This is a genomic window from Roseobacter sp. S87 (assembly GCF_055693285.1).
Genome location: NZ_JBVFTR010000004.1, coordinates 158,316 through 184,736, shown reverse-complemented (window position 1 = coordinate 184,736; position 26,421 = coordinate 158,316). Strand labels below are relative to the sequence as shown.

The window sequence follows — 26,421 nt, the reverse complement described above, 5'->3', positions numbered from 1 at the left end:
CGAATAATTGCGGCACTTTTACTGAGAATTTATTCAGGTTCAACAGTATTCCAGAGCTGGGAAGCGCTTTATGTTCGCCTCAGAATTCACATCTGGAAGAGGAGCGCCGGAATGCGCGTTTATTATGATCGCGACTGCGATGTTAACCTGATCAAAGACATGAAAGTCGCCATTCTGGGCTATGGCTCCCAGGGGCACGCACATGCGCTGAACCTGCGGGACAGCGGCGCGAAAAACCTGGCCGTTGCCCTGCGTGAAGGCTCGCCATCCGCCGCCAAAGCCGAAGGCGAAGGCCTTCAGGTTATGGGTATCGCCGAAGCGGCAGCCTGGGCCGATCTCATCATGTTCACAATGCCCGATGAGCTGCAGGCTGAAACATACAAAAATTATGTGCATGACAACATCCGTGAAGGTGCTGCAATCGCATTCGCACACGGGCTGAACGTTCACTTTGGTCTGATCGAGCCCAAAGAAGGCGTCGACGTCATCATGATGGCGCCCAAAGGTCCTGGCCACACCGTGCGCGGTGAATACACCAAAGGGGGCGGCGTGCCCTGCCTCGTAGCTGTGGACAACAACGCCTCCGGCCGCGCGCTTGAAATCGGTCTGTCCTACTGCTCCGCCATCGGCGGCGGCCGCTCGGGCATCATCGAAACCAACTTCCGTGAAGAGTGCGAAACCGACCTCTTCGGCGAACAGGCGGTTCTTTGCGGTGGTCTCGTCGAACTGATCCGCATGGGCTTTGAAACACTGGTCGAAGCCGGTTACGCACCCGAAATGGCCTATTTCGAGTGCCTGCACGAAGTGAAGCTGATTGTTGACCTGATCTATGAAGGCGGCATCGCCAACATGAACTACTCGATCTCGAACACTGCGGAATACGGCGAATATGTCTCCGGCCCGCGCGTTCTGCCCTATGACGAGACAAAGGCCCGGATGAAAGCCATTCTGACAGACATTCAGACCGGTAAATTCGTGCGTGACTTCATGGCAGAAAACGCTGTTGGTCAGCCATTCTTCAAAGGGACCCGCCGTATCAACGACGAACACCAGATCGAAGCAACAGGTGAAACACTGCGCGGCATGATGCCCTGGATTTCTGCCGGCAAAATGGTCGACAAATCCAAGAACTGATGATGGCCGGCCCGGTGGATCCATCGGGCCGCCTTTCGCTCATGCAGGTGTCCGGGGGCCGCGTGGCTTCCCGGGCACTGCACCCATCCCGCTCCGGATCAGTAATGCCCCGCCCCCCGCGCGCTGAAGTTTTCCGGAAATGCACGCAGGTATCTGACGTACATGGATGACCCGTCTTTAGTCTTTGCGGAAGAATTCATGCCCTTCATCATAGTGTCAGATCAGAGCACCCGGCCTTGACCTCCGCCCCGCAGATAACAGCGCGCAGCTGGATGATGGTCGCGATACTCGGCTTCACCTGGGGCGGCACTTTTCTGGTTACCGAGATCGCACTGCAGGGCATGACACCATTCTGGCTGGCAGCAGGGCGGATCGTATTTGCCGCGTCGCTCATGACCGCGATCTGGGGTAGTCTGGGGTTCCGGCTGTTCAGCGAAGCGCCCGACCGCAGCGCCTGGTCCGCAACGCTCGCAATCGGGGCGCTCAGCTCTGCGATCCCGTTCATGCTGCTCGCCTGGGGTCAGCAGTATGTAACTTCTGGTTTTGCCGGCGTCTCCATGGCCTCTGTGGCGCTTATCATTCTGCCGCTCGCACATTACCTCGTGCCCGGCGAAAAAATCACCCCGCGCAAAGCCGGAGGGTTTGTTATCGGCTTCGTTGGTGTCTGTATTCTGATCGGTGGGCAGGCCTTTGAAACGACCGGGGCTGCACTGGAACCCTATGGGCGCGCTGCCTGTATCGGCGCTGCCAGTTGTTACGCCACCTCCAGTATTCTGATGCGACGGCTGCCACCCGTTGACACCATCGGGCTGTCTACTGTTCTGCTCATCATCGGTGCGGCGATAACGGTTCCGATCGCCCTCATGAACGAAGGGCTGCCGCCGGTTCCCGACCAGAAAACACTGTTTGTGATTGCCATGCTTGGCCTGATCCCGACAGCAGCAGCCAATCTGCTGCGTGTCCTCGTTGTGCGCACCGCCGGTCCGGTATTCATGTCCCTGACCAATTACCAGGTGCCCGTCTGGTCCGTCGTGCTCGGCGCGTTTTTTCTGTCCGAGCCTCTGCCGCCATCGCTGCTGCTGGCAATGGTGCTTATCCTCAGTGGTGTAGGTCTCAGCCAGTATGGCGCCTTCCGCAGATTGTTCGGGAAGTCTTAGGCTCCGCTGACCGCATCTGCCACAGCTTCAACTACACGGTCCACGGCCGTTTCCATAACAGCCGGATTTTCATGTTCCGCCATGACACGGATCAGCGGTTCCGTCCCGGACTTGCGGATCAGCAGTCTGCCCTGCCCGCGCAGTTCGTCCTCTGCAGTCCGGATCGCCGCCTTTACAGGCTCTGCGTCGAGCGGTGTCTGACCCGACGCAAAGCGCACGTTCTTCAGCAGCTGAGGCACCGGGTCAAAGTTATGCAGCAGTTCACTTGCGGGTTTTCCCGAAGACACCATTTCGGCCAGGAATTGCAGGCCAGCCATCAGGCCGTCGCCCGTAGTCGCATAGTCGGTCATCACAATGTGACCGGATTGCTCACCGCCAAGATTGAAACCTCCGGCGCGCATCCGCTCGACCACGTAGCGGTCGCCAACCCCCGTACGCTCCAGCCGCAGCCCTTTGTTTTCCAGAAACTTTTCCAGCCCAAGATTGGACATAACCGTCGCAACAAGGGCCTCATTGGCAAGCCTGCCTTCTGCTGCCCAGCGGGAGGCCATAAGGGCCATAAACTGATCACCGTCGCCGACCCGTCCGTGTTCATCCAGAAGAATGACACGGTCTGCATCACCATCGAGGCAAATGGCAACGTCTGCGCCATGCGCGATTACACTCTCCGCCGCCAATGTGGGGCTGGTGGAGCCGCATCCGTTGTTGATGTTCTGCCCGTTTGGCGCGACGCCCACCGGAATGACGGTCGCCCCCAGTTCCCAGAGCGCTTCGGGCGCCACGCGGTAAGCCGCACCATTCGCGCAGTCCACGACAACTTTCAGCCCATCCAGCCGCATCTGACGCGGGAACGAAGTTTTGACGCGTTCGATGTACCGGAACCGGCCATCGTCGATGCGTTTGGCCCGTCCGATGCCGTCGGCAGCTGCTGCGGTTACGCCTTCAGCAATCAGTGCTTCGATCTCGGCTTCGACCTGATCAGACAGCTTGAATCCATCCGGGCCAAAGAATTTGATGCCGTTATCCTGTGCGGGATTGTGGCTGGCGGAAATCATAACCCCCAGATCCGCCCGCATGGATCTTGTCAGCAAACCAACTGCGGGCGTCGGTACCGGCCCCAGCAACAGCACATTCATTCCGGTAGACGTCAGACCGGCGGTCAGCGCGTTCTCAAACATATAGCCGGAAAGACGCGTATCCTTGCCGATAACCACGCGGTGCACGGAGGACGTTTCGCGACTGAAGTATCGCCCTACGGACGCGCCAATCCGCAACGCCATTTCGGCGGTCATCGGGTGAATGTTGGCTGTGCCGCGCACGCCATCGGTACCAAAAAGCTTATCCATGGGCATGTCCTGCCATGGTTGCCCGCCACAGCGCAATGGCCTGAGCGGTCTCCGGCACGTCATGTACGCGCACAATTTGTGTCCCATGTTTCAACGCCGCGAGCGCAACAGCTACGGAGCCGGGCATACGGTCTGACGGCTCGGCCGCTTCACCGATGCGCCCGATAAACCGCTTGCGCGAAGCTCCGAGCAACACCGGCACACCGAGACCGTGGAAAACTGACAGGCGCGCCAGAAGCGCCAGATTATGCGCCTCAGTCTTTCCAAAACCGATGCCCGGGTCTGCAATTATGCGGTTGCGGGGAATGCCCTGTTCAATGAGGTCTGTAATTCTGCTTTCCAGAAATTCATATACGTCCAGCACAACATCATCATATGTCGGGTTTTGCTGCATCGTGGCCGGGTCGCCTTGGGCATGCATCACACAGACGGGGGCATTCCGGTCAGCACACAGCGGTGCGAGATCGCTGTCGTAGGTAAAGCCGGAGACATCGTTCACCAGATCGGCTCCGGCCGCCAGAGCCGCATCCGCAACAGTCGCTTTGCGCGTATCGATGGACAGCGGGCCGTCCATGCCGGCCCCGCGCAGTGCACTGATCACCGGAACCGTCCGCCGTATCTCTTCCTCAACCGGCACAGTGACTGCGCCTGGCCGCGTGGATTCGCCTCCGACATCCACGATATCTGCCGCCTTCATCGAAAGCGCTGCAGCCATCGCCGCAGCCGCCGTGAAATGGCGACCGCCATCCGAAAAACTGTCCGGCGTCACGTTGAGAATGCCCATGATCCGCGGCCGGTCGAAGATCATACCGGCAACAGCATACCTCGGTTGAGACAGCATCTCCAGAACGCTGGCCGGCACGTCTGCGGCGCTTATGACCCGGGCTGGTTTTCCACGCTCAAGAACCTCTGCCTCGTTGAACCAGCACCAGCCACCGGCAAGTGTGACCGCATCTGCCGGCCGGGCCGGATCCGTCTGAGCGATCGGGCGGAAAACAGAGCCCACCGGTCAGAGTTCCGGCTGATCTGCCGATACATGGCGCAGTGGAACGGACGCTTCGTCCGGTTCTTCTGATCCGATGACCAGAAGCTCGCCCGCGTCAAAAGTTGCGGCGAACCACGCCGCCAGCGCCACGGCATCGCGCGGCTGTGCAGACGGCCCGTCAACTGCATCAAGAACAATCTTTGAGGGTGCCCAGACGCAGGACTGCCCATTGCGCATAGCCCAGTCCAGCTCTGTACGTGTCGAGACAACAACACAACGGTCGTCGCGCGCGGCAAGCGTCCAGGCGTTCTGCTCGATCGCCAGCAGATCTATGCGGCCCTGTGCCATCCGGTGTCCCGTCTGCGGCGCCGGCAGATCCGGGGCCCCGACGCAGAAGATCAGCGGACGACCGAGTGCAGCAAGCTGATCGATCCAGCCTTTCAGATAAGGCGACGCGACAGCCTCATTGCTGAAATACACCAGTTCCGGGTTCAGTGTTTCCGTAGCGGCGCCACGGTCTGCATCGACCTGGTCCCGCGCCCGCACGATTTCGACACCCAGAGCGCCTGGCCCACGGTCCAGTTTTTCAATGCGGACGAATGCCCGTTCTGCCTGCGGCTCAAGCAGAATGCGCTCCGCTACACGTTCGGCAAGGGTTTCCAGCAGGTTGAGACGCTCGTCCGACAGCTCCGTTGCGATGGCTTCGGTGACTTTGTCGTAGCTCAGAATCCTGTCCACATCATCATCAATCGGTCCGGTCAGCGGGCGCACCTCTACGACGACATTAAAACAGATGCGCTGGGTCACACCGCGCTCGGCCTGAAACGCACCAATCTCGACATCCACGATATGATCGCGCAGAGAGATCCTGTCCAGAGGCCCCTCGGCTGCAGTAGCCTCGGCACGCTCTGCGGGATGCGCGAATGCCAGTCTGATTTCAGAGCTCATGGATAGGGCCTTTCCCTGCGGTTCTGTGTGGCCCGTGATAGGCCACACGCACGCATTATCAGGCCCGGAACCGTCGCGCCATGGCAGGAATGCGTCAGTTGCTCGCAGTCTGCCAGGTGTGCCGGTAAAAGATATGATCGCCGATTGCCGTTGTCCGGGTATAGACCCGCGACCAGCGCGGGCTGACTGCAGTCGTGTGATAGTGTGTCGCACCCTTAGTCAGCTTGGGCGCGAGGCCATCCAGTGCGACACGGGCAACTTTAGACACCCGCTCGAATGCGCGCGGCTCGCGGATCACTTCCTTGTGGCCATCGCATGTATAGGTGAACTGGCACTGGTATTTCTTGCCTGTACCCTGATTGATCACGCCACATGCTGACGACGGAAAACGTTCCGACTTCACGCGGTTCAGAATGACTTCGGCCACCGCGAACTGACCTTTGACGGTCTCGCCACGCGCTTCGAAATAAAGCGCCTCAGCGAGGCAGCCAAGCTCGTCGCCGCCCACGGCTTCCGGCTGGGCGTCTACCCAGCTGCGCGAGAATTCCACTTTCACAGGCGTCGCCGCCGGCAAACGCGTATCGCGCATGCGTGCCTCGGTCACTTCCTGCAGGGATGCCGCGTCAGAATTGCCACTGACGCCTGGGCTGGAAATGCCCGGGCCTGCCGCGATAAAACCAATATTTAATCCCAAAAAAAACGAAAAAGCTGTCTTGCAGATTCCACGCATGACTGCGTCCCCCACCTTAAACTCTGCGGCGTGCTCTAACCGGATAAAAGGTTGACGTAAAGTTTACGGCTAGATTCGTGGTTAACGAATGAGGATTTTGAAGTGAAAATCGGACGGAAAAACACTACATTCGGTGTGTTTTTCTTGGAAAGTCACGATATTTTGTCAGAAATCGCCAGTTGTGCGGCAGCTAGTCGCGCCACCGGTACCCGGAAGGGGGAACAGGACACATAGTCGAATCCGGCGTCCCTGCAAAAGGAGATCGATTCGGGGTTACCACCATGCTCGCCGCAGACAGATAGCGTGATGTCAGGTTGCGCCCCGCGCCCTCTTCCTGCCCCAATCTTAAGCAGCTCACCAACACCCTCCGCGTCCAGGACGTGGAACGGGTCTTCGGGGAAGACGCCCTGCTGCACGTAATCGGACATAAAGCGGCCAGCGTCGTCACGCGACAGGCCATAGGCCATCTGTGTGAGGTCATTTGTGCCAAAACTCAGGAAAGCGCAGTATGGCGCGATATCTGCCGTGCGAAGTGCTGCGCGCGGCGTTTCGACCATGACGCCCAGGCGGAAATCGAAATCACAGTCCCGCTCTGACCTGACGGCAGCAGCTACCGCGTCGATCGCGACCTTTACCAGTTCGACCTCTCGCCGTGCTGACACCAGCGGAATCATAATTTCCGGCACGACGGGAGCACCGTCCTCACTGGCATCCAGTGCCGCCTCGAAAATGGCACGTGCCTGCATTTCGTAGATCTCGGGTACAGTCACACCCAGGCGAACCCCGCGCAGACCGAGCATCGGGTTGTATTCCGACATTGCACTGATGCGGCGCGTTACATCAGACAATGGCAGATCTAGCGCTTCGGCCAGTTCACGCTGGCCGGCCCGGTCGGTGGGCAAAAACTCGTGCAGCGGTGGATCAAACAGACGGATACAGACCGGCTTGCCCTGCATAATGCGGAAAAGCTGCGTGAAGTCCGCCCGCTGCATCGGCAGCAGACGTTCCAGAACGGCCCGCCGGTCCTGCGAGGTCTCGGCAAAGATCATCTCCCGCATGACCGTCAGGCGCCCGGTTTCAAAAAACATATGTTCGGTCCGGCAGAGGCCGATCCCCTGGGCATTGAAATTCCGGGCCGTCTGCGCATCCGCAGGTGTGTCGGCATTGGCGCGGATATCGATGTCGCGCAGCTCGTCTGCCCAGTCCATCAGCTGCTGGAAGCTTTCGTCCAGAGCCGCCTCACGCATTTCCGGGGCTCCGGCCAATACCTCACCGGACGTGCCGTCAACCGTGATGACTTCACCGCTTTGGAACACCCTGCCGTCTTCAGCAATGAGCTGCTTCTGGCTTCTGTTGAACCGCATGCTGGATGCACCCACAACACACGGCAGGCCGATGCCGCGCCCGATCACAGCGGCATGGCTCGTGATGCCGCCACGTTCGGTCAGAACACCAGCCGCCGCATGCATTCCACGGATGTCTTCGGGCGAGGTTTCGCGGCGCACCAATATGCAGGGCTCACCGCGTGACGCACTGGCCTGCGCCTCAGCAGCACTGAACACAATCTGGCCCGTTGCAGCACCCGGGCTGGCGGCAATCCCGGTCCCGATAACATCGCGTCGTGCCGCTGGGCTGACCTGGCGGTGCAGCAGTTCAGACAGCGTTCGGGGCTGCACCCGCATCAGGGCTTCGGCCCGAGGAATGATTTCATCCTCTGCGAGGCGCACAGCGATCCGAACGGCTGCCTGGCTCGACCGCGCGACGCGCACACCGTCCAGAATGTGCAATGCACCATTGTCCAACACAAACTCCAGCTGCATCTCCTCACGCAGGCGTTCGCGCATCAGCGACGCATGATCGCGCAGACGGGCAAACACATCCGGAACCAGTTCTTCAAGCGACGGTCCACGCGGATCACGGCTCAGATAGACGGCTGCGGCATCGCCTTCTAGCGCATCCCGCCCCTGGCTCTGGCTGAGATACCGGCCTGTGATCTGCGGCAAACCTGTTTCGCTGTTGACCAGTTGCAGCACGCCGGACCCGCATTCGCCTGAACCAAGACCCAGGGCCATTTCCTGGACGACCAGCCCCAGGCCTGCGTCCGCAGGGGCACCTTTGGCCTGGCGCAGCAGGCGCGCAGTTGTGCCGTCCCAGGCCCGCGCCATGGACTTCAGGACCGCCGTCAGCTGTTCCGCGGGGTCCGTGGGAAACGGTTCCTCATATTCTGCCTCATAGGCATAGAGCGAATCCTTGAGCCCTGCCGCACTTTCGGGGCGCACATCATCGAACATATCCGGATCAAGACGTGCGACATCCACCGCATAGGACTGAACGAAGCGCGTGTAGATGGCCTCGGCGGCTTCCGCGCCCAACCGGGCCGCGAGATCAGCCTGCCGGTCTGCATTCATCCCGATGTTGAGAATGGCACCGGGCCCGCCCCAGTCCGGGTCTTCGGACGATGGACGCACGCAGAGCAGCGCCCCTTCTGCAAACTGCGACACAATTGCCGGAATATCCGGCATCTCGCCCCGGGCAATACGTTCCACTGCCTCAAAGGACAGCGCCACCGTGCGGGGAACCGGCAGATCAAGCCGCACCAGACGCTGCAGGCACTTTGCCCGGCCACCATGGGTGTCGGTCGCAATCGGCGCTTTCGGCGTAACAAGGGTTGTATGCGGGTTATTCTGCACTGCGGCACCTTTTTCTCAGGGGTGCAGCATACGGCGTAAAGCTAATGTGACAAGACCCTCGGCCCACGCAACGGCGGGCAAAGGGTTGTTTTTTAACCCTCTATCCGCGTCAGGTCGGCGACGGATCTGCAGATGCGCGTGATACGGCTGAGCAGGTTGAGACGGTTGCGACGTACGGTTGCATTGTCCGCGTTCACCTGAACAGCAGTGAAAAACGCGTCTACCGGTGCACGCAGCGCCGCCATTGCAGTCATCGCCGCCGGGAAGTCCCCTGTCTGCATAGCCGGGGCAATGGCCGCCTCTGCAGCATCGAGTGCATCAAACAACGCCCGTTCTTCGTCTGTTTCGGCAAATTTCACGTCCGCGCCATAGCTGTATTCCACGCCATCGGCCTCTTCAGCCTGCGTAAGAATGTTGTTCGCGCGTTTAAAGGCCTGGATCAGGTTTTCCCCATCATCCGTGCCCAGAACATCCGACAGCGCCCGCGCCCGTTTGACCAGCAGTGCAAGGTCGTCGCTGCAGTCCATCGCAATACAGGCGTCGATCACGTCATGACGGACACCCTGGTCACGCAGGTAGACTTTGAGACGGTCGTGGATGAAAGAAACAATGTCCGACATGTCGGCTTCTCCGGACACACCCGCTGCGGACATAGCGCCTGAGCTTTGCGTGAATACATCCGCCAGTCTGAGGCTGAGATCGTTTTCCAGTACAATCCGGATGATTCCAAGTGCCGCGCGACGCAATGCGAAGGGGTCCTTGGAGCCCGTGGGCTTTTCGTCGATCGCCCAGAACCCCGTCAGCTTATCGATCTTCTCTGCGAGGGACACGGCCACCGAAACCGGCGCGGTCGGCACCGCATCAGAGGGGCCCAGCGGAGCGTAATGTTCCTCGGCGGCGGCTGCGATCTCGGCAGTACGGCCCGATGCCTCAATATAGTAGCGGCCCATCAGACCCTGCAGTTCCGGGAACTCATAGACCATTTCCGAGCTGAGATCCGCCTTGGCCAGACGAGCGGCCTCTTCGGCGGCATCCGGGTCCGCGCCGACCAGAGGAGCCAGTTCACGCGACAGGCTGGCCATGCGGTCCACGAGCTCCGCCTGGGTGCCCAGTTTGTTGTGGAACGTCACGTTTTTCAGTGCATCCAGCCAGACGGACATATCACCGTTGGCCACCCTCAGATCGTTCTCCCAGAAGAACTTAGCATCGGCCAGACGGGCCGCCAGCACCTTTTCGTACCCCGCCAGAATGGTCGCGCCATTGTCGGCAGTTTCACGGTTCGCCACGGTAATGAAGCGTTCGATCCGGCCCGTTTTCGGATTGCGTACCGAGAAGAATTTCTGGTGTTCCTTCATTGAGGTCTGCAGCACTTCGGGCGGCAGATCGAGGAAGTCATCAGCAATGCGGCCCATCAGGACCACGGGCCATTCAACGAGGCCCGCGACCTCGGCCAGCAGACCTTTGTCCTCAACCACTTCAAGACCGTTCGCAAAGGCCTGATTGGTGGCATCGTTCCAGATCGTATCGGCCCGTTCCGCAGGGTCCAGTACCACGGAAGCCTGTTTCAGTTTGTCGGTATAATCGTCAAAAGACGTCACCGGGAACGGTGCCGGCGCCATAAAGCGGTGACCTGTTGTGGTATCGCCCGACACGATCCCATCCACGTCCAGTGGCACGACACTGGCACCCGCCTCATCGCACAGAATGCACAGAATGGAATGCAGCGGACGCACCCAGCGCAGGCTGCCACTGCCCCACCGCATGGACTTGGGCCAGGGGAATTCACGGATTGTCTTTTCCAGAACCTCAGCAACGATATCTGCCGCCGGGCGGCCCTGTCTGGTGATCTTTGCGAACAGCACCGGACCTTTCGGTGTGTCGCGCTCTTCGAGATCCTCCCGGCTTAGACCGGCACCGCGCAGAAAGCCTTCGATCGCCTTTTCCGGTGCATCGGCGCGCGGTCCTTTGCGCTGTTCAACAGTGGTCGGGCTTTCGGCCAGCAGACCACCCAGCGCGAGCGTCAGACGGCGCGGCGTTGTGAAGGCGGCCGCAGAGGCATAGGTCAGGCCTGCATCGACGAGACCATCCGTGATACGCTTTTTCAGGTCCTCGCCGGCGCGCGTCTGCATCCGTGCGGGAATTTCCTCGGAAAAGAGTTCAATCAGCAGATCAGGCATCAGTTCGCATCCGATTTGGGGCATTCTTCGCCGACGACAGTGCCATCGTAGGCTTTCTCACCGCAGTCATTCAGTTCGTGCCAGATATAGCCACGGCCGTCGTCGGTAATCGCAACGATCCGGTCCACACCAAAGGCCACATTCTTTTCGCCCAGGAAAGCCAGCGCCGTGCCGGCCTGCAGTTCCGCAGCAATGGCTGACGCATCAAAGCAGTCAAACCACTCGGGCGCATTGCGTGGCACCGCACGGTCCAGCCCGACAAAGGTTTCAGTCAGCATTGCGAGGCTGGAAGATGTCCGGAAGCAGGCACGGAACCGGATGGGCGAGCTTTCGGCATCAATCGCCTCGATCCCTTCGGCCAGGATCGCAACAGGTTCCTGCGCCGTCAGCGACATCAGCCGCACCTCCTGCACATCGGCCGAGGCTTCTTCGTAAAAGCCATAAACCTGCAGATAATAAAGAGCCGCACCCGCGACCAGCGCACTGACCATGATAACCGTTCCGACTATTTTCCCGTTCATGCAGCCGTCTCCGGGGTCCAGCCCCCGGCCTGTGTCTGCACGAAGGCATCGGCACAGCGTTTGGTCAGTGCCCGGACCCGGCCGATATAGGCCTGGCGTTCGGTGACCGAAATTACGCCGCGCGCATCCAGCAGGTTAAAGATGTGGCTGGCCTTGATCGCCTGGTCGTAGGCGGGTTGCGCCATGACGATACGGCGGCCGGTTTTCGGGTCATCGACCGGTGCATCCAGGATCCGCGCGCATTCGGCCTCTGCATCAATAAAGTGCTGCAGCAGGATGTCGGTATCCGCTACATCAAAGTTCCAGCGGGCGTATTGCGCCTCCGCCTCGCGGAAGACATCCCCATAGGTCAGCGGGATCGGGCAGTCCGGGTCGTTGAACGGCATCTCGTTACCGTCATCAAATCCCAGCACATACATGGCCAGCCGTTCCAGACCATAGGTCAGTTCGCCCGATACCGGGTGACAGTCATGACCGCCTACCTGCTGGAAATAAGTGAACTGGCTGACTTCCATACCGTCACACCAGACTTCCCAGCCCAGACCCCAGGCGCCCAAAGTCGGGCTTTCCCAGTCGTCCTCGACAAAGCGGATATCATGCAGTGCCATTTCAATGCCGATCGCTTCCAGTGACCCGAGATACAGATCCTGCAGATCCGGCGGGCTGGGTTTGATGATCACCTGGTACTGGTAGTAGTGCTGCCAGCGGTTGGGGCTGTCGCCATACCGCCCATCAGTGGGACGGCGCGATGGCTGCACATAGGCCGCAGCCCAGGGCAGCGTACCGAGGCTGCGCAGCGTTGTCGCGGGGTGGAAGGTTCCCGCGCCCACTTCCATGTCGTAGGGCTGCAGCACAGCACAGCCTTTCGCGGCCCAGTAGTTCTGCAGCCGCAGAATGATTTCCTGAAACGACTTTGGTCGGTCGACGGTCCTGGTCATGGCCTGTGCCTCGGGGGTTTCCTGAGCGCCTTACCTACGTGCGCGTGATGCGGGCGTCAATTGCGCGGAACGGGATAAATTGACCAATGTCTTATGGCCAAAGTGCTGTTTTCCTGATTATGTGTCGCCGGTGTTCAGGACGCAGGAGTAAGCGGATTATGTTGCGGTATGTTTTTGTTCTGGCTTTGCTGGTTCTGATGCCTGCCCAGGGCGCACGGGCGCAGGGCGCTCAGGACGTTGTCTGGGTCCAGATTGCAGCCCGGCCGAGCCTCGCAGAAGCAACAGATCAGGCGGCTGAATACGCCCGGACACTCGAGGATGTCGCAGGCTTTGATATGGGCAGAGGCTGGTTCGCGATTGCACTTGGCCCCTATTCCCGGGCGGACGCACAGCAGGTGCTGCAGGTTTACCGGCGCGACGGGTTGATCCCGCGCGACAGCTACATTGCGCAAAGCGGCGCGTACGGCGCGCAATACTGGCCGGTGAACACGCAGGGTGTGACAAGCCTGACCACTGAAGCCGCACCCGCACCTGTCCCGGCTCAACCCGCACCGGCGGAAACCGTCACGACAGCGCCCGAAGCCCTGCCGGAAACGCCTGCGGTCACGGACACGCCGGACCCGGAAAACCGCGCCGCGGCGCTGCGCAGCGAACGGGCGCTGACACGTGAAGAACGTCAGGAACTGCAGATCGCGCTGCAGGATGGCGGCTTTTACCGTGGCGCCATTGACGGCGCCTTCGGACGCGGAACGCGTGCGAGCATGTCCGCCTGGCAGCGGGCGAACGATCGGCCGGAAACAGGTGTCCTGACCACACGCCAGCGCACGCGCCTGATTGCGCAGTACAACGCCATTCTCGACGGTCTCGGCCTGCAGACAGTGCGTGATGCTACTGCGGGTATTTCAATAAGCCTGCCAATGTCAGTTGTGCAGTTTGACCGCTATGAAGCCCCATTTGCCCATTACCGCCCCCTGCAGGAAAACGGCCCGATGGTCGTGCTGATCAGTCAGCCCGGGGACCGGGATACGCTGGCCGGCCTTTATGCAGTGATGCAAACGCTCAGCATTGTGCCGCTTCAGGGCGACCGGGCCCTGAAACGGGACGGTTTCACCATTGTTGGCCGCAGCAACAGAATTGTCAGCGAAACACGGGTGAGCCTGCGAAGTGGCGAGATCAAAGGGTTCACTCTGGTTTGGCCCGCTGATGATGAGGCACGGCGCACACGTTTGATTTCACGGATGGACACCAGTCTGACACGTCTGCCCGGCGTCATGGATCCGGCGACCGGCACGACGCTGACACAGGATGCCGATCTGGTTTCCGGCCTGTCAGTCCGGCGCCCGCGTGCATCGCGGTCCGGCTTTTTTGTCACGCAGCGGGGCGCGGTACTGACCACGGCCGAGGTTGTCCAGAACTGCTCGCGGATCACACTGGACGGTGAACTGGATGCGGAACTCAGCCTGATTGACGCCGATCGCGGCATTGCTCTGGTGACCCCGGGAGAGACCCTGTCGCCGCTCAACGTGGCGAGCTTCAGCCCGGTGCCGCCGCAGCTCAGCTCAGAGATTGCGGTTGCCGGATATTCCTATGAGGGCACGCTCAATGCGCCTTCAGTGACTTTTGGCGCGCTCGAAGACCTCAGCGGTCTTGGGGGGGAACCGACGCTCAACCGTCTGACCGTGCCTGCGCTGACCGGTGATCAGGGTGGTCCGGTGATGGATCAGAACGGAAATGTCTTTGGCATGCTTTTGCCCCGGCCAAAGAGCAATCGCCAGTTGCCGGACGATGTTCAGTTTTCTCTGAGCCCTGCGGCTCTGTCTGACTTTGCAACACGCGCCGGCCTCGATGTGACCTACAGCGCGCGCACCGATACGCTGGCCCCCGAAGACATCGCTTCTCTGGGCGCTGACATGACCGTGCTTGTGAGCTGCTGGGAGTGATCCCGCAGCTAGCCCGCAATTCCGGAGTTCACATAGATCAGCGTTGGGCCGTCCGCTTCAAAAGCCGCCCGGACTGCTGACTGCAGAGCGCCAAGATCGGCAGGTGCCGCAGAGCGGGCGCCGAATGCTTCCGCCAGTTTGCAGAAATCAGGGTTGTGCGCGACCACAGCATTGGGCGCAATCTGAGCACGCACCATACTGTCCTCAATCTCGCCCAGTTTGCCATTGTCCCACAGGAAGATAGGCAGGCTCAGACCCAGCTCTACGGCCACACCCAGCTCCTGCATTGTATAATGGAACCCGTAGTCGCCGATGATCGCCATAGTGGGCAGTCCGGGGCGCGCAATCGCACCACCAATGGCCGCTGGCGTGGCATAGCCCAGCGTGCCAAAGCCATATGGATGGTGCCAGTGACCCGGCCGGTCCATGTCCCAGACTTCCTTGGCGGCATAGGCAAACTGCGTCATGTCAGAATAGATCATGGTGCCTTCGGGCAGACACTCCTTCAGCGCATCGCAGACGGGCAGGATGCCGGGTCGCTCAGCGTCCAGTTCAGAGCGCCAGCGCTTGCGGGTTGCGGTAACCTCATCCGCGCTCCATCCAGATGCGTTTTGGCTGTCCGCCATCGCCGACAGCAGGGCATCCAGAAAATCCGCGGCATCCGCGTTGATGCGCAGGTCGGCGTTATGGGGGTCCGCCAGAACGGATGCATCGGTGTCGACACGCACAAGCGTCACATCTTCAGCAAGCTTTGCGCGCCACAGATCTACCTCAGCCAGCTCGGTCCCTACCGCAATCACAAGATCAGCGGAAGAAATCACAGCGTGGCTGTCAGGGCGTGCAAGCCAGGAACCGAACAACAGCGGGTAATCGGGGGTACGATCCCCCGGCCCGCGTAAGTTGTGAAAACCGCAGAACCTGATTTTTCGGCAACGCGCAGGGCCACGTCGCCCTGAGGCAGATGCGCAGCACCACCGCCAAACACAAACACCGGGCGTTTCGCAGTCTTCAGCATTTGCGCGACGTCACCGCATGCCGGCGCAGGTGCAACCTGTCTGCGTGCGGCATCAGAGGACGCCTCAGGTGGCGCGGGAGCCGCCGCGGCACACCCCGCGGCGATCGGTACCTGAATGTGTTTCGGGCGTTTCCGCTGATGTCGGAATTCGCTGAACGCCCGGTCGATCAGTGTATATGCCGCCTCTGACGTCCGCGCTTCTTCGGACCAGTCGCAGACTGTTTCGGCCGCCGCGCGCTGATCATTCATCTGATGCAGCTGGCCTCGGGTTGCGGCCGTCTCATCAAGGCAGCTTGAGATCACCAGCATCGGCACCGAATCCGACCAGGCCTGCCCCATTGGTGTCATGATATTGCACAGACCCGGCCCGGTGATCACATAGGCCACGCCCGGCTTGCCCGTCGCACGCGCATAGCCATCGGCCATAAAGCCTGCGCCCTGTTCGTGGCGCGCCAGCACATGGGTGATGCCCGCCTCTTCGATGCCCCGGTACATCTCCTGATTATGCACACCCGGAATACCAAAAATCACATCGACACCACGGTCTTTGAGCATATGGGATATCTGCGCGCCCAGTGGCCTTTGCATCTCAGTTTCTCCAGAAGTTCACAGTCAGAATGGCGTAGACCGCCAGAAGTTCGAGCCGCCCCAGCAACATCGCAATGGCCAGCAGCCATTTGGCGGTATCGTTCAGCCCGCCGAAATTCCCCGCAGGGCCGATTTGGTCCCCGAGACCCGGGCCTACATTTGACAGCGCGGTCGCGGCGCCAGAAACGGCGGTGATGAAGTCCAGCCCCGTGAGGCTGAGGGCAACCGCAAGCAGCCCCAGGGTCACAACAAAGAACATGAAGAAGGACATGACCGAGCTGAGCACTTCCTGATCCACGCGCCGCCTGTCATATCGCACAACAAACACCCCGTTAGGTGAGCGGATTTTGCGCAGCTGCATCTTGATGGAAGCAAAGAGCAGCTGATACCGGAAAATCTTGATCGAACAGGTCGTTGAACCCGCGCAGCCACCGATCAGGCCGATGAAAAAGAACATCGACACCAGAAACGGCCCCCACCCCATGTAGTCGACCGAGGCATAGCCTGTGCCTGTCATGATCGAGGTCAGGTTAAACAGAGCCTGACGCACCGAGTCGCCCCAGAACTGCGGATTGGTCTGTACGAGCACGGCGGACATGATGACCAGCACCACCACAATCGTTGCAAGAAACGTCAGTACCTGGCTGTCCCGCAACAGCGGCGAGGACTGCCCGTTGATCAGCTGCACATAGCGAACAAAGGGCAGAGCCGCCAGGATCATAAAGAGTGTAGCCGCGTATTCGTGCGGGCCGGAAAAGGCACCAAAGGAGGCGTCATAGTTCGCAAAACCACCCGTCGATACAGTGGTCAGAGCATGCACGGTTGCATCGAATGCCCCCATGCCTAGACCAAGATACACAAGGGCACAGGCCATCGTCAGGGCCAGATAGATCGATGATATCTGGCTTGCGATCTGACCGGCGCGGGGAAGGATTTTCCCCATGGTGTCAAAACCTTCGGATTTGAAGATCTGCATACCACCCACACGCAGTTCGGGCAGGAAAACCATGGCCACAACGATGATGCCGATACCGCCAAGCCACTGCATGATACCGCGCCAGAGCAGGATGCCCTTCGGCATGTCCTCAAGCCCGGAGAAAACAGTTGATCCGGTGGTTGTCAGCCCCGACATCGCTTCAAAAAACGCATCCACGAAACGGGCATCGGTTTCCCCCAGCACAAAGGGCAATGCACCGAAAAGCGGCAGCGCGATCCAGACCAAGGTGGTCAGCAGAAAGGTCTGCTGAATGGTCAGGCCCTCTTTGACACCGTTGGCGCAGGCACCGGCGATAAGCCCGCCGGCAAGCGTGGTAATCAGCGCGGATTGCGCGAAAACCGGCCAGTGGCCACGGTTTTCAGCAAGATCCACCAGCATGGGCAGCAACATGGCCACGCCCAGCACGGCCACGAGCAAACCGATGACATATCCGACAGGGCGCAGATCCAGCATGAGCGCAGGGTTGGCTGCTGGCCGGACCAGTGTCAAGCACCACCCGGCCAGGTGTCAGTCTGCGCCGCAGATCTGTCTCAGCTGTAATACAGGTCGCTGAAGACGTGGCGGACGATGTCGTCGCGCTTCAGGCCGACTGCGGCCAGTTCAGCATCCGAACGGCTTTGCAGGTTTTCGACGACCTCAAGACGGCGGCGGGCTTCGGAAGCCAGCACGATCGAGTGTCCCAGGTTGGCGAAGAACTGAACGATGCCAGCATAGGCGGAATGAAGGATGTCGCGAGGAGCGGCGGCGTGAGTATCATGGAAGGCCATTGTGAACCTCTTACCTTTCAGGGGTGTTGTGTTACCGCCTGTATATATACGGGCTGCCCCTGATTAGAATTGCAATCTCTGCATAGCCGCCAGGTCAATGCTGCAGCGCGGCGTTAATAATAAGTTAAAAGGCGCGCCGTTTCGGGCGCGCCTTGCAATGAGTGCATAAGTGAAACCGGTTCAGCCGACGTGGAACAGGGTGTTGAAGAGCTTGGGATCGATGCTTTCGGAAGCAAAGGTATCGCCCTCTACCAGCACGCTGACGGCATCATGGCTGTGCAGGCTTTCCTGGTGGCTCGCGACCACACGGAAGTCTCCGACGCGCACGTCAGACTGCAGTTGCTGACAGAAAAGGCGCGCTGCATCCTCGACAAAAATCGGGTTTGCGGCGTTCAGTTCCGCAAAGGCCTGCTCGTCCTCGCGCTTGACCATCACCTGAGTCTCGGTGGGGACAGCCCGGCGGCAGGCGTCGATCAGATCCTCAAACCACAGACAGCCTGCGTCAGTGTCGATTTCCACGGACACCCGTGCCACGGACCGCTGGGAATGCGGTGTCGCAAGCTGACCGCGCGTGGCCCGTGCATGCTCCGAAAGCTCCAGCGAGCAGGGGCAGGTCGAGGAATATACATAATCGAGGTGCATGATTTTTTTGCGCACGCCGTCCTGTTCAACCAGTTCCAGCGCAATATCGTAGTACTGATAACCCGACAGGCCAGAACGCAGGCTTTCAACCTTCATCGGAAAGCTGAACCGCATCTGAATGCGTGCGTCAAAGCTCTCAAGGTCGGTGATATAGTCATCAAGTGCGGCTTCGATGACCTCAAAACTGAACGTCTCTTCGGCATGCCGGTAGAAACTGCGCATGATCCGGGACATGTTGATGCCCTTTTTGTCTGCCTCCAGGCTGACCGTACCCGTGACAGAAGCTTCAAGCATCAGATCGCCCGCATCCCGCGTGTGAAAACGGATCGGCAGGCGGAAATTTGAAATACCAACATGCTGGATCTGCTGTTTTGCACCACGGATCAGACTGGACGGTCCGTTCTGCAGGTCAGGCAAGGTGGATTTGTAACCATCATCCACGGCAAAACCTTCTGGGTAGACGCGCGAAAACGCCGGATAGCCGGATGCATCAGAACCCGGCACCAGCCCCGCGACAGACGGATCCAGTTCCAGAATTTCTGTCTCGCTTGCGCCTTTGGCCCACTGACGCAGTACGTCGAGTGCGGCTTCAGCTTCATCGCGATCCGGTGTGGTGCCGACGACGGGTGTGTGGATGTTCATCGCTATGTCCCTTGTGACAACGTCTGGCATACACTTAGGGCGTCGCCGCCCGCTTGCCAATCTCAGTCACTTATACGTCATACCTTCCATGCGGGATCACTTTGGATTCCGTACCGCGCAAGGGGAAAATTCGCGCCGCTGCATCAGATCTGACGCGCCAGGCAGCGTCAGGCCACCTGAAGGGCAGCAAGAATATCCGCCACCAGATCATCTGAATGCTCGATCCCGACACTGATCCGGACCAAACCCGGCGTGATACCGAGTATGTCTTTCTGATCATCCGGAAGTCGCTGGTGCGTGGTCGTCGCGGGATGGGTCATAATTGTCTTGGCATCACCAAGGTTGTTGGAGATCACACCGATCCGGATCGCATTCAGAAACCGGAAGGCCGCGTCTTTTCCACCACTGAGATCAATAGAGAGCACGGTTCCGCCCTGCCCCATCTGACGCTGCACCAGATCGTTCTGCGCATGACTGGCAAGGCCCGGATAGATGACACGTGCCAGTTTTTCATGCCCCTCAAGCGCCTGTGCGATAGCCGTCGCGCTGGCCGTCTGGGCCCGCACCCTCAGGTCCATTGTCTCAAGACCCTTGAGCATAACCCATGCGGTGAACGGGCTCATGGAGCCCCCGGTGTGTTTCATGTAGGGCTCGACAGTTTTGCGTATAAATTCCTGTGTCCCGAGGATGACGCCACCCAGCGCGCGCCCCTGTCCGTCGATATGTTTGGTCGCCGAATAAATCACCACGTCCGCACCCTGTGCAATCGCGTCGGACCAGACGGGCGTGGCGAAAACATTGTCGACCAGCACTCTGGCACCACGCGCATGTGCAAGCGCTGCAACGCCGGCAATATCGACCACCTGAAGCGTCGGATTGGAAATGGATTCGAAGAAAACTGCCTTTGTGTCTTCCCGGATCGCCGCATCCCACTGATCAAGGTCAGTGCCGTCCACAAAGGTGACCTCTACCCCGTAGCGTGTCAGCACCTCCTCGAGCACATAAAGACACGATCCGAACAGCGCGCGCGCAGACACGACATGATCACCGGCCCGCAGCATCGACATCAGCGCCCCGGACACAGCCGCCATGCCCGAGGCGGTCGCAAAAGCGTCCTCTGCGCCCTCGAGAGCCGCGATCCGTTCTTCGAACATCGCGACCGTCGGATTGCCGTACCGGGCATAAATGAATTCATCCGGGCCGGATTCCAGGAACCGCGCCTCGGCCTGCTCTGCGCTGTCGTAAACAAAACCCTGCGTCAGAAATATCGCCTCTGACACCTCGCCATACTGGCTGCGGCGGGTACCCGCATGCACAGCACGGGTACGCTTGTTCAGATCTTTCGTCATGTTCATCTCTTTCCGGCCCATACGGGCAATAAAAAACCCCTGTCACGGTCAGCGCGACGGGGTTTCCTCATCGGTGACCTTTTAGCGGAATGTTTAACGTGGCCCGCAATCCGGTAACAAATCGCCACGCCGCAGCGATAGAACAGAGCTCTGTCCGCGTCAACACCGTCACGGTGGAGTAATATTTCATTCACTCTGTTGTCGTATGCATATGAGACACCTCAACCACAAGATATAGATGGGGGCGCCTCTTATGCCGCTGCTCCGGATCAACGCGACGCCTGACGGGCCCGCGCTGCATAACGCAGATGTGTCTGCATGGGACCACCTGACAAGGGCAGCGCCAGGTCCGGTGGTCATCATGGTCCACGGTTACAAGTACGACCCGGCGCTGGCCGCGCACTGTCCCCATGCGAAGATATTCGGCTACCGGCCGGACAGCTGGCCTGCTGCACTGGGATTTTCAGAAGACTGTGCGTCTGAGGGGCTGGGCATCGCATTCGGCTGGCACGCCCGCGGGCCACTGCGCATGGTGCACCGGCGGGCTGCCCGGCTGGGCCGGAGCCTCGCCGACATCATCACTGCAGTGCATACCGTGCAACCTGGACGCCCGATCCATGTGATCGCACATTCCATGGGCGCAGAAACTGCGCTGTCCGCCCTGCCCCACCTGCCTGCCGGCGCCCTGCGCCGCATGATCCTGCTGGCGGGCGCCAGTTATGCCGGGCGCGCCAGTGCCATGCTCGACACGCCGGCCGGGCGCGCTGCTGAGGTCTTCAACATCACAAGCCGCGAAAACGACCTGTTTGATCTCGCGTTTGAAAGACTGGTGCCCTCTTCTGTTCCGGGCGACACAACAATCGGACTGGGGATCGCCGCACCCAACGTTGCGACGCTGCAGATCGACTGCCCCGAGACCCTTGCCGCACTTGCCCGCATCGGCGCGGTCATCGCACCGCCCGACCACCGGGTATGCCACTGGTCCACGTACCGCCGCCGCGGCGTGATGCCCTTTTACAACCACCTGCTGCGTGACGCAGCAGCCCCGGGGCCCGCAGCCTGGCTGGCATTCTGCCACAGATGCCGGCCCCGCGTTGGTCCGGCCTTCGCAAAGTTGTGAGCCTTCCGCAGCAGCTCAGACATGCGCAGTGGCTTGCCCATCAGGTGAAAAAGCGCATCATGGCCGGGTCACCAGCGCAGGAAAAACAAAATGAGCACGCCTATTGATCTCTACTTCTGGCCCACACCAAACGGCTGGAAGATCTCGATTGCCTTGGAGGAGATGGCGCTGGACTATGAGACGCACCTCATCAATATCGGGGCGGGAGATCAGTTTGCACCGGACTTTCTGAAGATCGCCCCCAACAACCGCATGCCCGCCATCGTGGATCATGATGGCCCCGGCGGTGCGCCGGTCTCCATATTCGAATCCGGTGCCATCCTGCAGTATCTGGCCGAAAAGACCGGGAAATTCGGTGGCACCACGCCGCGCGAAAAGATCGCTGTGACCGAATGGCTGATGTGGCAGATGGGAGGCCTTGGTCCCATGGCCGGTCAGGCGCACCATTTCCTGAAATACGCACCCGCAATGGACCCGCCCAATGACCTGCCCTATGCCAAAGACCGGTACAGGGCCGAGACGGCGCGCCTTTACGGCGTACTTGACCGGCGCCTTGCGGACAACGAATTCGTCGCAGGCGATTTCTATTCGATCGCGGATATGTCTATCTGGGGCTGGGCATCACTTTGGGAAGGGCAACAGCAGACGCTTGACGACAAGCCGCATATGGCCCGTTGGCTCGAAACTCTGTCCGCACGGCCTGGCGTGATTGCCGGGCGCGCGCTCCACGCCGAAAAAAGGGCTGACTTCCGCAAAGACAAGAATGCCCAGGACAGTCTTTTCCGGCGTGACTGACGCCAAAAGCGCGCCCAAAAAATAATACAGCACGTCTCGATTTTCTTTGCATCGGTGCGCATTTTCCCCAACAGTTGCGCCTGTTAGTGAATACTCAGACGGGTTTGCATGTTGGAATCGGCGCTCATTCCGGAAAATCTGGTTTATCTGGCCGGCGCTTTTTATGTCGGCGGTCTGGCTATCACGAATCAGATCATTCTGCGGCTGATGATCCTGGCAGGCACCGGAGTTTATCTGGTCTACTACTCCACCATTGCCGAGAACCCTTTGTGGGAGGCGATTTACGTCAGCATGCTGATCGGGATCGCCAATCTGGGAGGCCTCACAAGCCTGCTGGCGCGCAATTCACGGCTGGCCCTGCCGCGTGCGCATGCGGACATCTACGACACGTTCCCACAGCTGCCGCCGGGGGACTTCCGCGCGCTTCTGAAGCTGGCGCAGCGGTACACCGTCACCGAGGACACGCGCATTACGGTCGAAAACCGACGCGGTCAGAAACTTTATTACGTGATCGACGGATCTGTGCTGGTCCGCAAGGGGGATCAGGCGTTTGTGCTGACGCCCGGGATATTCATTGGCGAGGTTGCCTTTCTGACGGGCGTGCCGAGTTCGGCAACCACCTGGCTTGAACAGGGGGCCGAAGTTCTGGAATGGTCTTTTGCTGATCTGCACCGCAAGTGCGAACGTTCAACCCGGTTCAAACTTGCGCTGGAAGCGGCCATTTCCATTGATCTGGCGGCCAAAGTGGCCCGCTCAATGGGCCGCGATGCCGTACATGTCGAGAACATTCCGCCGCCCATGGTCGAAGCCCTGGCCAGCGTCAGGGAAGGTTAGGCCTCGTCTGCGGGCTCGTCAGTGATCAGGTAATCCTGCAGCATAACCGTCTGCCACACCAGAAATCCCGCAAGGATCACCGGAAAGGCAAATGTCTCGATCTTGACCCAGGCGTCCGTGGACATAGTGCGCCAGACCACCTCATTAGCGATGGCGAGCCCGGCGAAAAGTGCACAAAGCCTGCGGGTCAGGATCATCCATCCTTCGTGTCGCATGGGCATCATTTCGTTCATGAGCGCCGCCAGCCACGACTGCCCCCGCAGCAGCCCGATCCCGAGCAGCACCGTGAAAAGCCCGTAAACGATCGTGGTTTTCATCTTGAAGAACCGTTCGTCGTTGAACCATGCGGTCAGACCACCAAAGAAAATCACCATGAAGGCGGTGAATATCTGCATCCGGCTGAGCTTGCCGGTCAGCATCCACAGAACGCCCATCGCCACCAACAGGATCGGCACAAAGACGAGTGCTGCAACGATGAACCCGGAGTATTCAGCACCGTTGTAGGTGAACACGTCATCCCGGATCCGCAGATAGATCAGGAAAAACAGAACAGTAGGCCCCAGTTCGAGCACCTGTTTCACAATCGGGTTCACCGGTTTTTCCACGCGTTTGTCCTGCATTGTTATCCGCCCATCTCAACTATCACAGCGCCCAGCGCAATCAATGCCATCAGCGCAATACGTCGCGGTCCGACAGTTTCTTTCAGAAAGACCCAGCCGATGATGGCGGCAAAAACGGTGGATGTTTCCCGCAGGACCGCCGCCTCACCTACCTTGTCGAGACGGGTCGCCATCATCACCGCACCGAAGCTGCAGAATGCCACCAGCCCGCCGAAAACACCGCGCAGCATTAAAGGCCCCGGTGCCGGTCGGTCCTGCATGCGCAGCCACCGGCGCCCTGCGATCACGGGCATCAGAAATCCGTCAATCATGAAAAACCACGCGAGGAAGGTGAAAGGGTTGGCCGTCGCGCGGATGCCGTAGGCGTCATAGGTGGTGTAGAGCGCCACAAACAGCCCGGTCAGCACCGCAAGGCCAAGTGCTGCGCGCAGCGTATCCCGCTCGGTCTCCAGAAAGATCATGTTATAGATGGCCAGCCCGAAGATGCCCGCCAGCAACACCCCAACGCCCAGCCACTGTATCCCGGTAAAGGTCTCATTGAAGATCAGATAGGCGCCGATAACGGTGAAAAGCGGGCCTGTGCCGCGCACGACGGGGTAGACAACCGTGTAAGCGCCTTTGGTATACGTCCACGCCTGCAGCAGCTTGTAGATGACGTGGATCACCCACACGGCAGCAAAGATCGGCCACATATGAGGCTCAGGCCAGGGCACAACGAAAAGCGCAAAGGGCGCGGCCATGGCCATATAAGAGAAGTCAATCGCCCCGCGTGTGAGCCACGGATCGTAGCGGCCTTTCTGCAGTGCGCCGAAAACAGCGTGCAGGAAGGCTGCCATCAGCGCGAGACCAAGTGCCAGGGTATGCCCGGTTTCAGTACCCTCGATGGAAATGAGCCATTCGGTCACTGTGCTGATGCCGGGGGGCCTGCCCCCCGGTCCCCCCGGGATATTTCAGACCAGAAGAAGGGGCGCGCCTGCGCTGTCGGTTGCATTACTGGCGGACACCCATCAGTGCATCTGCAAAGTCTTTGGGATCAAAGGCGTCGAGGTCGTCAATCTGTTCGCCGACGCCGATGGCGTGTATCGGCAGGCCGAACCGGTCAGCGAGTGCGACAAGCACCCCGCCTTTGGCTGTGCCATCCAGCTTGGTCATCACGAGGCCGGACACGTCGGAGATATCCCGGAAGACCTTTACCTGGTTCAGCGCATTCTGGCCGGTCGTTGCATCCAGCACCAGCAGCGTGTTGTGCGGGGCGCTTTCATCCTTTTTCCGGATAACGCGCACGATTTTCGCCAGTTCTTCCATCAGGTCGCTGCGGTTCTGCAGCCGGCCCGCGGTGTCGATCAGCAAAAGATCCGCGCCGTCTGCCTGCGCTTTGCCCATCGCATCAAAGGCCAGGCTGGCAGGGTCCGAGCCTTCGGGTGCGGTCAGAACCGGCACCCCGGCCCGTTCACCCCAGACCTGGAGCTGTTCGACCGCCGCCGCCCGGAAGGTGTCGCCGGCGGCGATGACTACCTTTTTGCCGGCCGCGCGGAACTGGCTTGCGAGTTTTCCGATGGTTGTGGTTTTGCCGGACCCGTTGACCCCTACGACAAGCACCACCTGTGGCGTTGTCGGATAGAGTGGCAGGGGGCGTGCTACAGGTTCCATGATGCGCGCGATTTCAGTCGCCATCAGTTCTTTGATTTCCTGGACGGAGAGTTTCCGGCCAAGGTTGCCTTCGGCCATGTTCGCAACAACGCGCAGGGCCGTTTCCACGCCCATATCCGCGGTGATGAGCAGCTCTTCGAGCTGTTCGAGCATAACGTCGTCCAGCACCCGCCGCACGACGGTTGTCGGTGCACTGCGCCCCAGCAGCCGACCGAACACACCCTGTTTCGGTGCAGGCTCCTCTGGTGCCTCTTCTGTCAGCGCTTCCGCGACCGGTGCGGGGCTGAGTGGCAGCACAACCCGCTCTTCGGGTTCGGGTTCGGGTTCGGGTTCGGGTTCGGGTTCGGGTTCGGGTTCGGGTTCGGGTTCGGGTTCGGGTTCGGGTTCGGGTTCGGGTTCGGGTTCGGGTTCGGGTTCGGGTTCGGGTTCGGGTTCGGGTTCGGGTTCGGGTTCGGGTTCGGGTTCGGGTTCGGGTTCGGGTTGAGAAATCTCAGGCTCAACCACCGGGTCAACCTGTATTTCCTCAGCCACTCCGGCATCGCCGGCGCGCGCCGTCTCACGTTCTTCCGGTGCCGGTTCCGTCTGTACATCAGGCGTATCGGGTATCTTCTCTTCCGTCAGCGCCGGTTCCGGAAGGTCTGTTGCATGGTCCGCAGGGGGCGGAGCAGGCTCTGGAACAGGGCGTTCAGATGGCGCTGTGACAGTTTCTTCGACCCCGCCATCTTCTACGATGGCTTCCAGACCCTCATCGATCTTCGATGACGATTTGAATAACCGGTCTTTGAGTTTTCTGAAGAACGCCATTGCGGCCCCGCCCCGTTTTTATGCAGTGCTTC

Annotated in this window: 21 protein-coding genes, 1 pseudogene and 1 riboswitch; of the genes and pseudogenes, 6 read left to right on the top strand and 16 right to left on the bottom strand. The window is 60.0% G+C overall.

Features of this window, described 5'->3' with window-relative positions:
- Positions 1-111 precede the first annotated feature (111 nt).
- Both ilvC and ACZ1HA_RS01770 read left to right on the top strand, forming a co-directional pair.
- A complete protein-coding gene (ilvC, locus tag ACZ1HA_RS01775; protein ID WP_375228659.1) occupies positions 112-1,134 on the top strand; it encodes a ketol-acid reductoisomerase in 1,023 nt (340 codons plus the stop codon).
- Between the two features lie 236 nt (positions 1,135-1,370).
- Entirely contained in the window at positions 1,371-2,291 is a 921-nt protein-coding gene (locus ACZ1HA_RS01770; RefSeq protein WP_472712631.1) for a DMT family transporter, read from the top strand.
- Here the strand turns inward: ACZ1HA_RS01770 and glmM are convergent.
- From glmM to ACZ1HA_RS01730, 8 genes are all read right to left on the bottom strand, one after another.
- Positions 2,288-3,637, bottom strand: a complete 1,350-nt coding sequence (glmM, locus tag ACZ1HA_RS01765; RefSeq protein ID WP_472712630.1) for a phosphoglucosamine mutase — start codon at positions 3,635-3,637, stop codon at positions 2,288-2,290. The two genes, ACZ1HA_RS01770 and glmM, sit on opposite strands and share 4 nt — an antisense overlap.
- Entirely contained in the window at positions 3,630-4,643 is a 1,014-nt protein-coding gene (folP, locus tag ACZ1HA_RS01760; protein WP_472712629.1) for a dihydropteroate synthase, read from the bottom strand. Before folP ends, glmM begins: the two co-directional genes overlap by 8 nt.
- Positions 4,644-4,646: 3 nt before the next feature.
- Positions 4,647-5,570 (bottom strand): dihydroneopterin aldolase, encoded by a 924-nt coding sequence (locus ACZ1HA_RS01755; RefSeq protein WP_472712628.1) that lies wholly within the window; start codon positions 5,568-5,570, stop codon positions 4,647-4,649.
- 94 nt (positions 5,571-5,664) lie between these two features.
- Positions 5,665-6,300, bottom strand: a complete 636-nt coding sequence (locus ACZ1HA_RS01750; protein WP_472712627.1) for a cell wall hydrolase — start codon at positions 6,298-6,300, stop codon at positions 5,665-5,667.
- A 152-nt stretch (positions 6,301-6,452) separates the two neighbouring features.
- Positions 6,453-8,990 carry a putative PEP-binding protein gene (locus tag ACZ1HA_RS01745; protein ID WP_472712626.1) on the bottom strand — a complete coding sequence of 846 codons (2,538 nt, stop codon included), beginning with the start codon at positions 8,988-8,990 and terminating at the stop codon, positions 6,453-6,455.
- A gap of 92 nt (positions 8,991-9,082) precedes the next feature.
- The gene (gene glyS / locus ACZ1HA_RS01740) at positions 9,083-11,119 is read right to left on the bottom strand and encodes a glycine--tRNA ligase subunit beta (protein WP_472715264.1); all 2,037 of its coding nucleotides are present in this window, start codon (positions 11,117-11,119) and stop codon (positions 9,083-9,085) included.
- A gap of 47 nt (positions 11,120-11,166) precedes the next feature.
- Positions 11,167-11,688 (bottom strand): DUF6446 family protein, encoded by a 522-nt coding sequence (locus tag ACZ1HA_RS01735; protein ID WP_472712625.1) that lies wholly within the window; start codon positions 11,686-11,688, stop codon positions 11,167-11,169.
- The gene (locus tag ACZ1HA_RS01730) at positions 11,685-12,626 is read right to left on the bottom strand and encodes a glycine--tRNA ligase subunit alpha (RefSeq protein ID WP_472712624.1); all 942 of its coding nucleotides are present in this window, start codon (positions 12,624-12,626) and stop codon (positions 11,685-11,687) included. Before ACZ1HA_RS01730 ends, ACZ1HA_RS01735 begins: the two co-directional genes overlap by 4 nt.
- A 158-nt stretch (positions 12,627-12,784) precedes the next feature.
- Here ACZ1HA_RS01730 and ACZ1HA_RS01725 point away from each other — a divergent pair, with 158 nt between their 5' ends.
- Positions 12,785-14,566, top strand: coding sequence for a serine protease (locus tag ACZ1HA_RS01725; protein ID WP_472712623.1), 1,782 nt, complete (start codon positions 12,785-12,787; stop codon positions 14,564-14,566).
- Between the two features lie 8 nt (positions 14,567-14,574).
- Here the strand turns inward: ACZ1HA_RS01725 and ACZ1HA_RS01720 are convergent.
- From ACZ1HA_RS01720 to metZ, 5 genes and pseudogenes are all read right to left on the bottom strand, one after another.
- Positions 14,575-16,136, bottom strand: a pseudogene (locus ACZ1HA_RS01720) (5-guanidino-2-oxopentanoate decarboxylase).
- Between the two features lie 34 nt (positions 16,137-16,170).
- Positions 16,171-17,619: a TrkH family potassium uptake protein gene (locus ACZ1HA_RS01715; protein ID WP_472715263.1), complete on the bottom strand. Its 1,449-nt coding sequence runs from the start codon at positions 17,617-17,619 to the stop codon at positions 16,171-16,173.
- A 77-nt stretch (positions 17,620-17,696) separates the two neighbouring features.
- Positions 17,697-17,933, bottom strand: coding sequence for a hypothetical protein (locus ACZ1HA_RS01710; protein ID WP_472712622.1), 237 nt, complete (start codon positions 17,931-17,933; stop codon positions 17,697-17,699).
- 180 nt (positions 17,934-18,113) lie between these two features.
- Positions 18,114-19,217, bottom strand: coding sequence for a GTP cyclohydrolase FolE2 (gene folE2 / locus ACZ1HA_RS01705; protein WP_472712621.1), 1,104 nt, complete (start codon positions 19,215-19,217; stop codon positions 18,114-18,116).
- 167 nt (positions 19,218-19,384) lie between these two features.
- On the bottom strand, positions 19,385-20,566 hold the full coding sequence (gene metZ, locus ACZ1HA_RS01700) for an O-succinylhomoserine sulfhydrylase (RefSeq protein WP_472712620.1): 1,182 nt from the start codon (positions 20,564-20,566) through the stop codon (positions 19,385-19,387).
- A 61-nt stretch (positions 20,567-20,627) separates the two neighbouring features.
- A riboswitch (SAM riboswitch) is annotated at positions 20,628-20,704 on the bottom strand.
- 100 nt (positions 20,705-20,804) lie between these two features.
- Between metZ and ACZ1HA_RS01695 the strand changes: the two genes are divergently transcribed.
- From ACZ1HA_RS01695 to ACZ1HA_RS01685, 3 genes are all read left to right on the top strand, one after another.
- Positions 20,805-21,686 carry an alpha/beta hydrolase gene (locus ACZ1HA_RS01695; RefSeq protein WP_472712619.1) on the top strand — a complete coding sequence of 294 codons (882 nt, stop codon included), beginning with the start codon at positions 20,805-20,807 and terminating at the stop codon, positions 21,684-21,686.
- Between the two features lie 90 nt (positions 21,687-21,776).
- On the top strand, positions 21,777-22,481 hold the full coding sequence (locus tag ACZ1HA_RS01690) for a glutathione S-transferase N-terminal domain-containing protein (RefSeq protein WP_472712618.1): 705 nt from the start codon (positions 21,777-21,779) through the stop codon (positions 22,479-22,481).
- Positions 22,482-22,589: 108 nt separating this feature from the next.
- Positions 22,590-23,315 (top strand): Crp/Fnr family transcriptional regulator, encoded by a 726-nt coding sequence (locus ACZ1HA_RS01685; protein WP_472712617.1) that lies wholly within the window; start codon positions 22,590-22,592, stop codon positions 23,313-23,315.
- Here ACZ1HA_RS01685 and ACZ1HA_RS01680 read toward each other — a convergent pair.
- The 3 genes from ACZ1HA_RS01680 to ftsY all read right to left on the bottom strand — a co-directional run bounded on the left by ACZ1HA_RS01680 (position 23,312) and on the right by ftsY (position 26,389).
- The gene (locus tag ACZ1HA_RS01680; protein WP_472712616.1) at positions 23,312-23,935 is read right to left on the bottom strand and encodes an inner membrane-spanning protein YciB; all 624 of its coding nucleotides are present in this window, start codon (positions 23,933-23,935) and stop codon (positions 23,312-23,314) included. The genes ACZ1HA_RS01685 and ACZ1HA_RS01680 overlap by 4 nt on opposite strands.
- A gap of 2 nt (positions 23,936-23,937) precedes the next feature.
- A complete protein-coding gene (locus tag ACZ1HA_RS01675; protein ID WP_472712615.1) occupies positions 23,938-24,840 on the bottom strand; it encodes an EamA family transporter in 903 nt (300 codons plus the stop codon).
- 85 nt (positions 24,841-24,925) lie between these two features.
- Positions 24,926-26,389 carry a signal recognition particle-docking protein FtsY gene (ftsY, locus tag ACZ1HA_RS01670; RefSeq protein WP_472712614.1) on the bottom strand — a complete coding sequence of 488 codons (1,464 nt, stop codon included), beginning with the start codon at positions 26,387-26,389 and terminating at the stop codon, positions 24,926-24,928.
- Positions 26,390-26,421 lie beyond the last annotated feature (32 nt).

Bases quoted from the DNA above. Each gene is read 5' to 3' on its own strand.
- ACZ1HA_RS01715 (WP_472715263.1), bottom strand. From the start codon at position 17,619: ATGCTGGATCTGCGCCCTGTCGGATATGTCATCGGTTTGCTCGTGGCC.
- ACZ1HA_RS01725 (WP_472712623.1), top strand. From the start codon at position 12,785: ATGTTGCGGTATGTTTTTGTTCTGGCTTTGCTGGTTCTGATGCCTGCC.
- ACZ1HA_RS01685 (WP_472712617.1), top strand. From the start codon at position 22,590: ATGTTGGAATCGGCGCTCATTCCGGAAAATCTGGTTTATCTGGCCGGC.
- ACZ1HA_RS01730 (WP_472712624.1), bottom strand. From the start codon at position 12,626: ATGACCAGGACCGTCGACCGACCAAAGTCGTTTCAGGAAATCATTCTG.
- ACZ1HA_RS01755 (WP_472712628.1), bottom strand. From the start codon at position 5,570: ATGAGCTCTGAAATCAGACTGGCATTCGCGCATCCCGCAGAGCGTGCC.
- ACZ1HA_RS01735 (WP_472712625.1), bottom strand. From the start codon at position 11,688: ATGAACGGGAAAATAGTCGGAACGGTTATCATGGTCAGTGCGCTGGTC.
- ACZ1HA_RS01695 (WP_472712619.1), top strand. From the start codon at position 20,805: ATGGGGGCGCCTCTTATGCCGCTGCTCCGGATCAACGCGACGCCTGAC.
- folE2 (WP_472712621.1), bottom strand. From the start codon at position 19,217: ATGAACATCCACACACCCGTCGTCGGCACCACACCGGATCGCGATGAA.
- ftsY (WP_472712614.1), bottom strand. From the start codon at position 26,389: ATGGCGTTCTTCAGAAAACTCAAAGACCGGTTATTCAAATCGTCATCG.
- metZ (WP_472712620.1), bottom strand. From the start codon at position 20,566: ATGACGAAAGATCTGAACAAGCGTACCCGTGCTGTGCATGCGGGTACC.
- glmM (WP_472712630.1), bottom strand. From the start codon at position 3,637: ATGGATAAGCTTTTTGGTACCGATGGCGTGCGCGGCACAGCCAACATT.
- ACZ1HA_RS01750 (WP_472712627.1), bottom strand. From the start codon at position 6,300: ATGCGTGGAATCTGCAAGACAGCTTTTTCGTTTTTTTTGGGATTAAAT.
- ACZ1HA_RS01680 (WP_472712616.1), bottom strand. From the start codon at position 23,935: ATGCAGGACAAACGCGTGGAAAAACCGGTGAACCCGATTGTGAAACAG.
- ACZ1HA_RS01690 (WP_472712618.1), top strand. From the start codon at position 21,777: ATGAGCACGCCTATTGATCTCTACTTCTGGCCCACACCAAACGGCTGG.
- ilvC (WP_375228659.1), top strand. From the start codon at position 112: ATGCGCGTTTATTATGATCGCGACTGCGATGTTAACCTGATCAAAGAC.
- glyS (WP_472715264.1), bottom strand. From the start codon at position 11,119: ATGCAGACGCGCGCCGGCGAGGACCTGAAAAAGCGTATCACGGATGGT.
- ACZ1HA_RS01710 (WP_472712622.1), bottom strand. From the start codon at position 17,933: ATGGCCTTCCATGATACTCACGCCGCCGCTCCTCGCGACATCCTTCAT.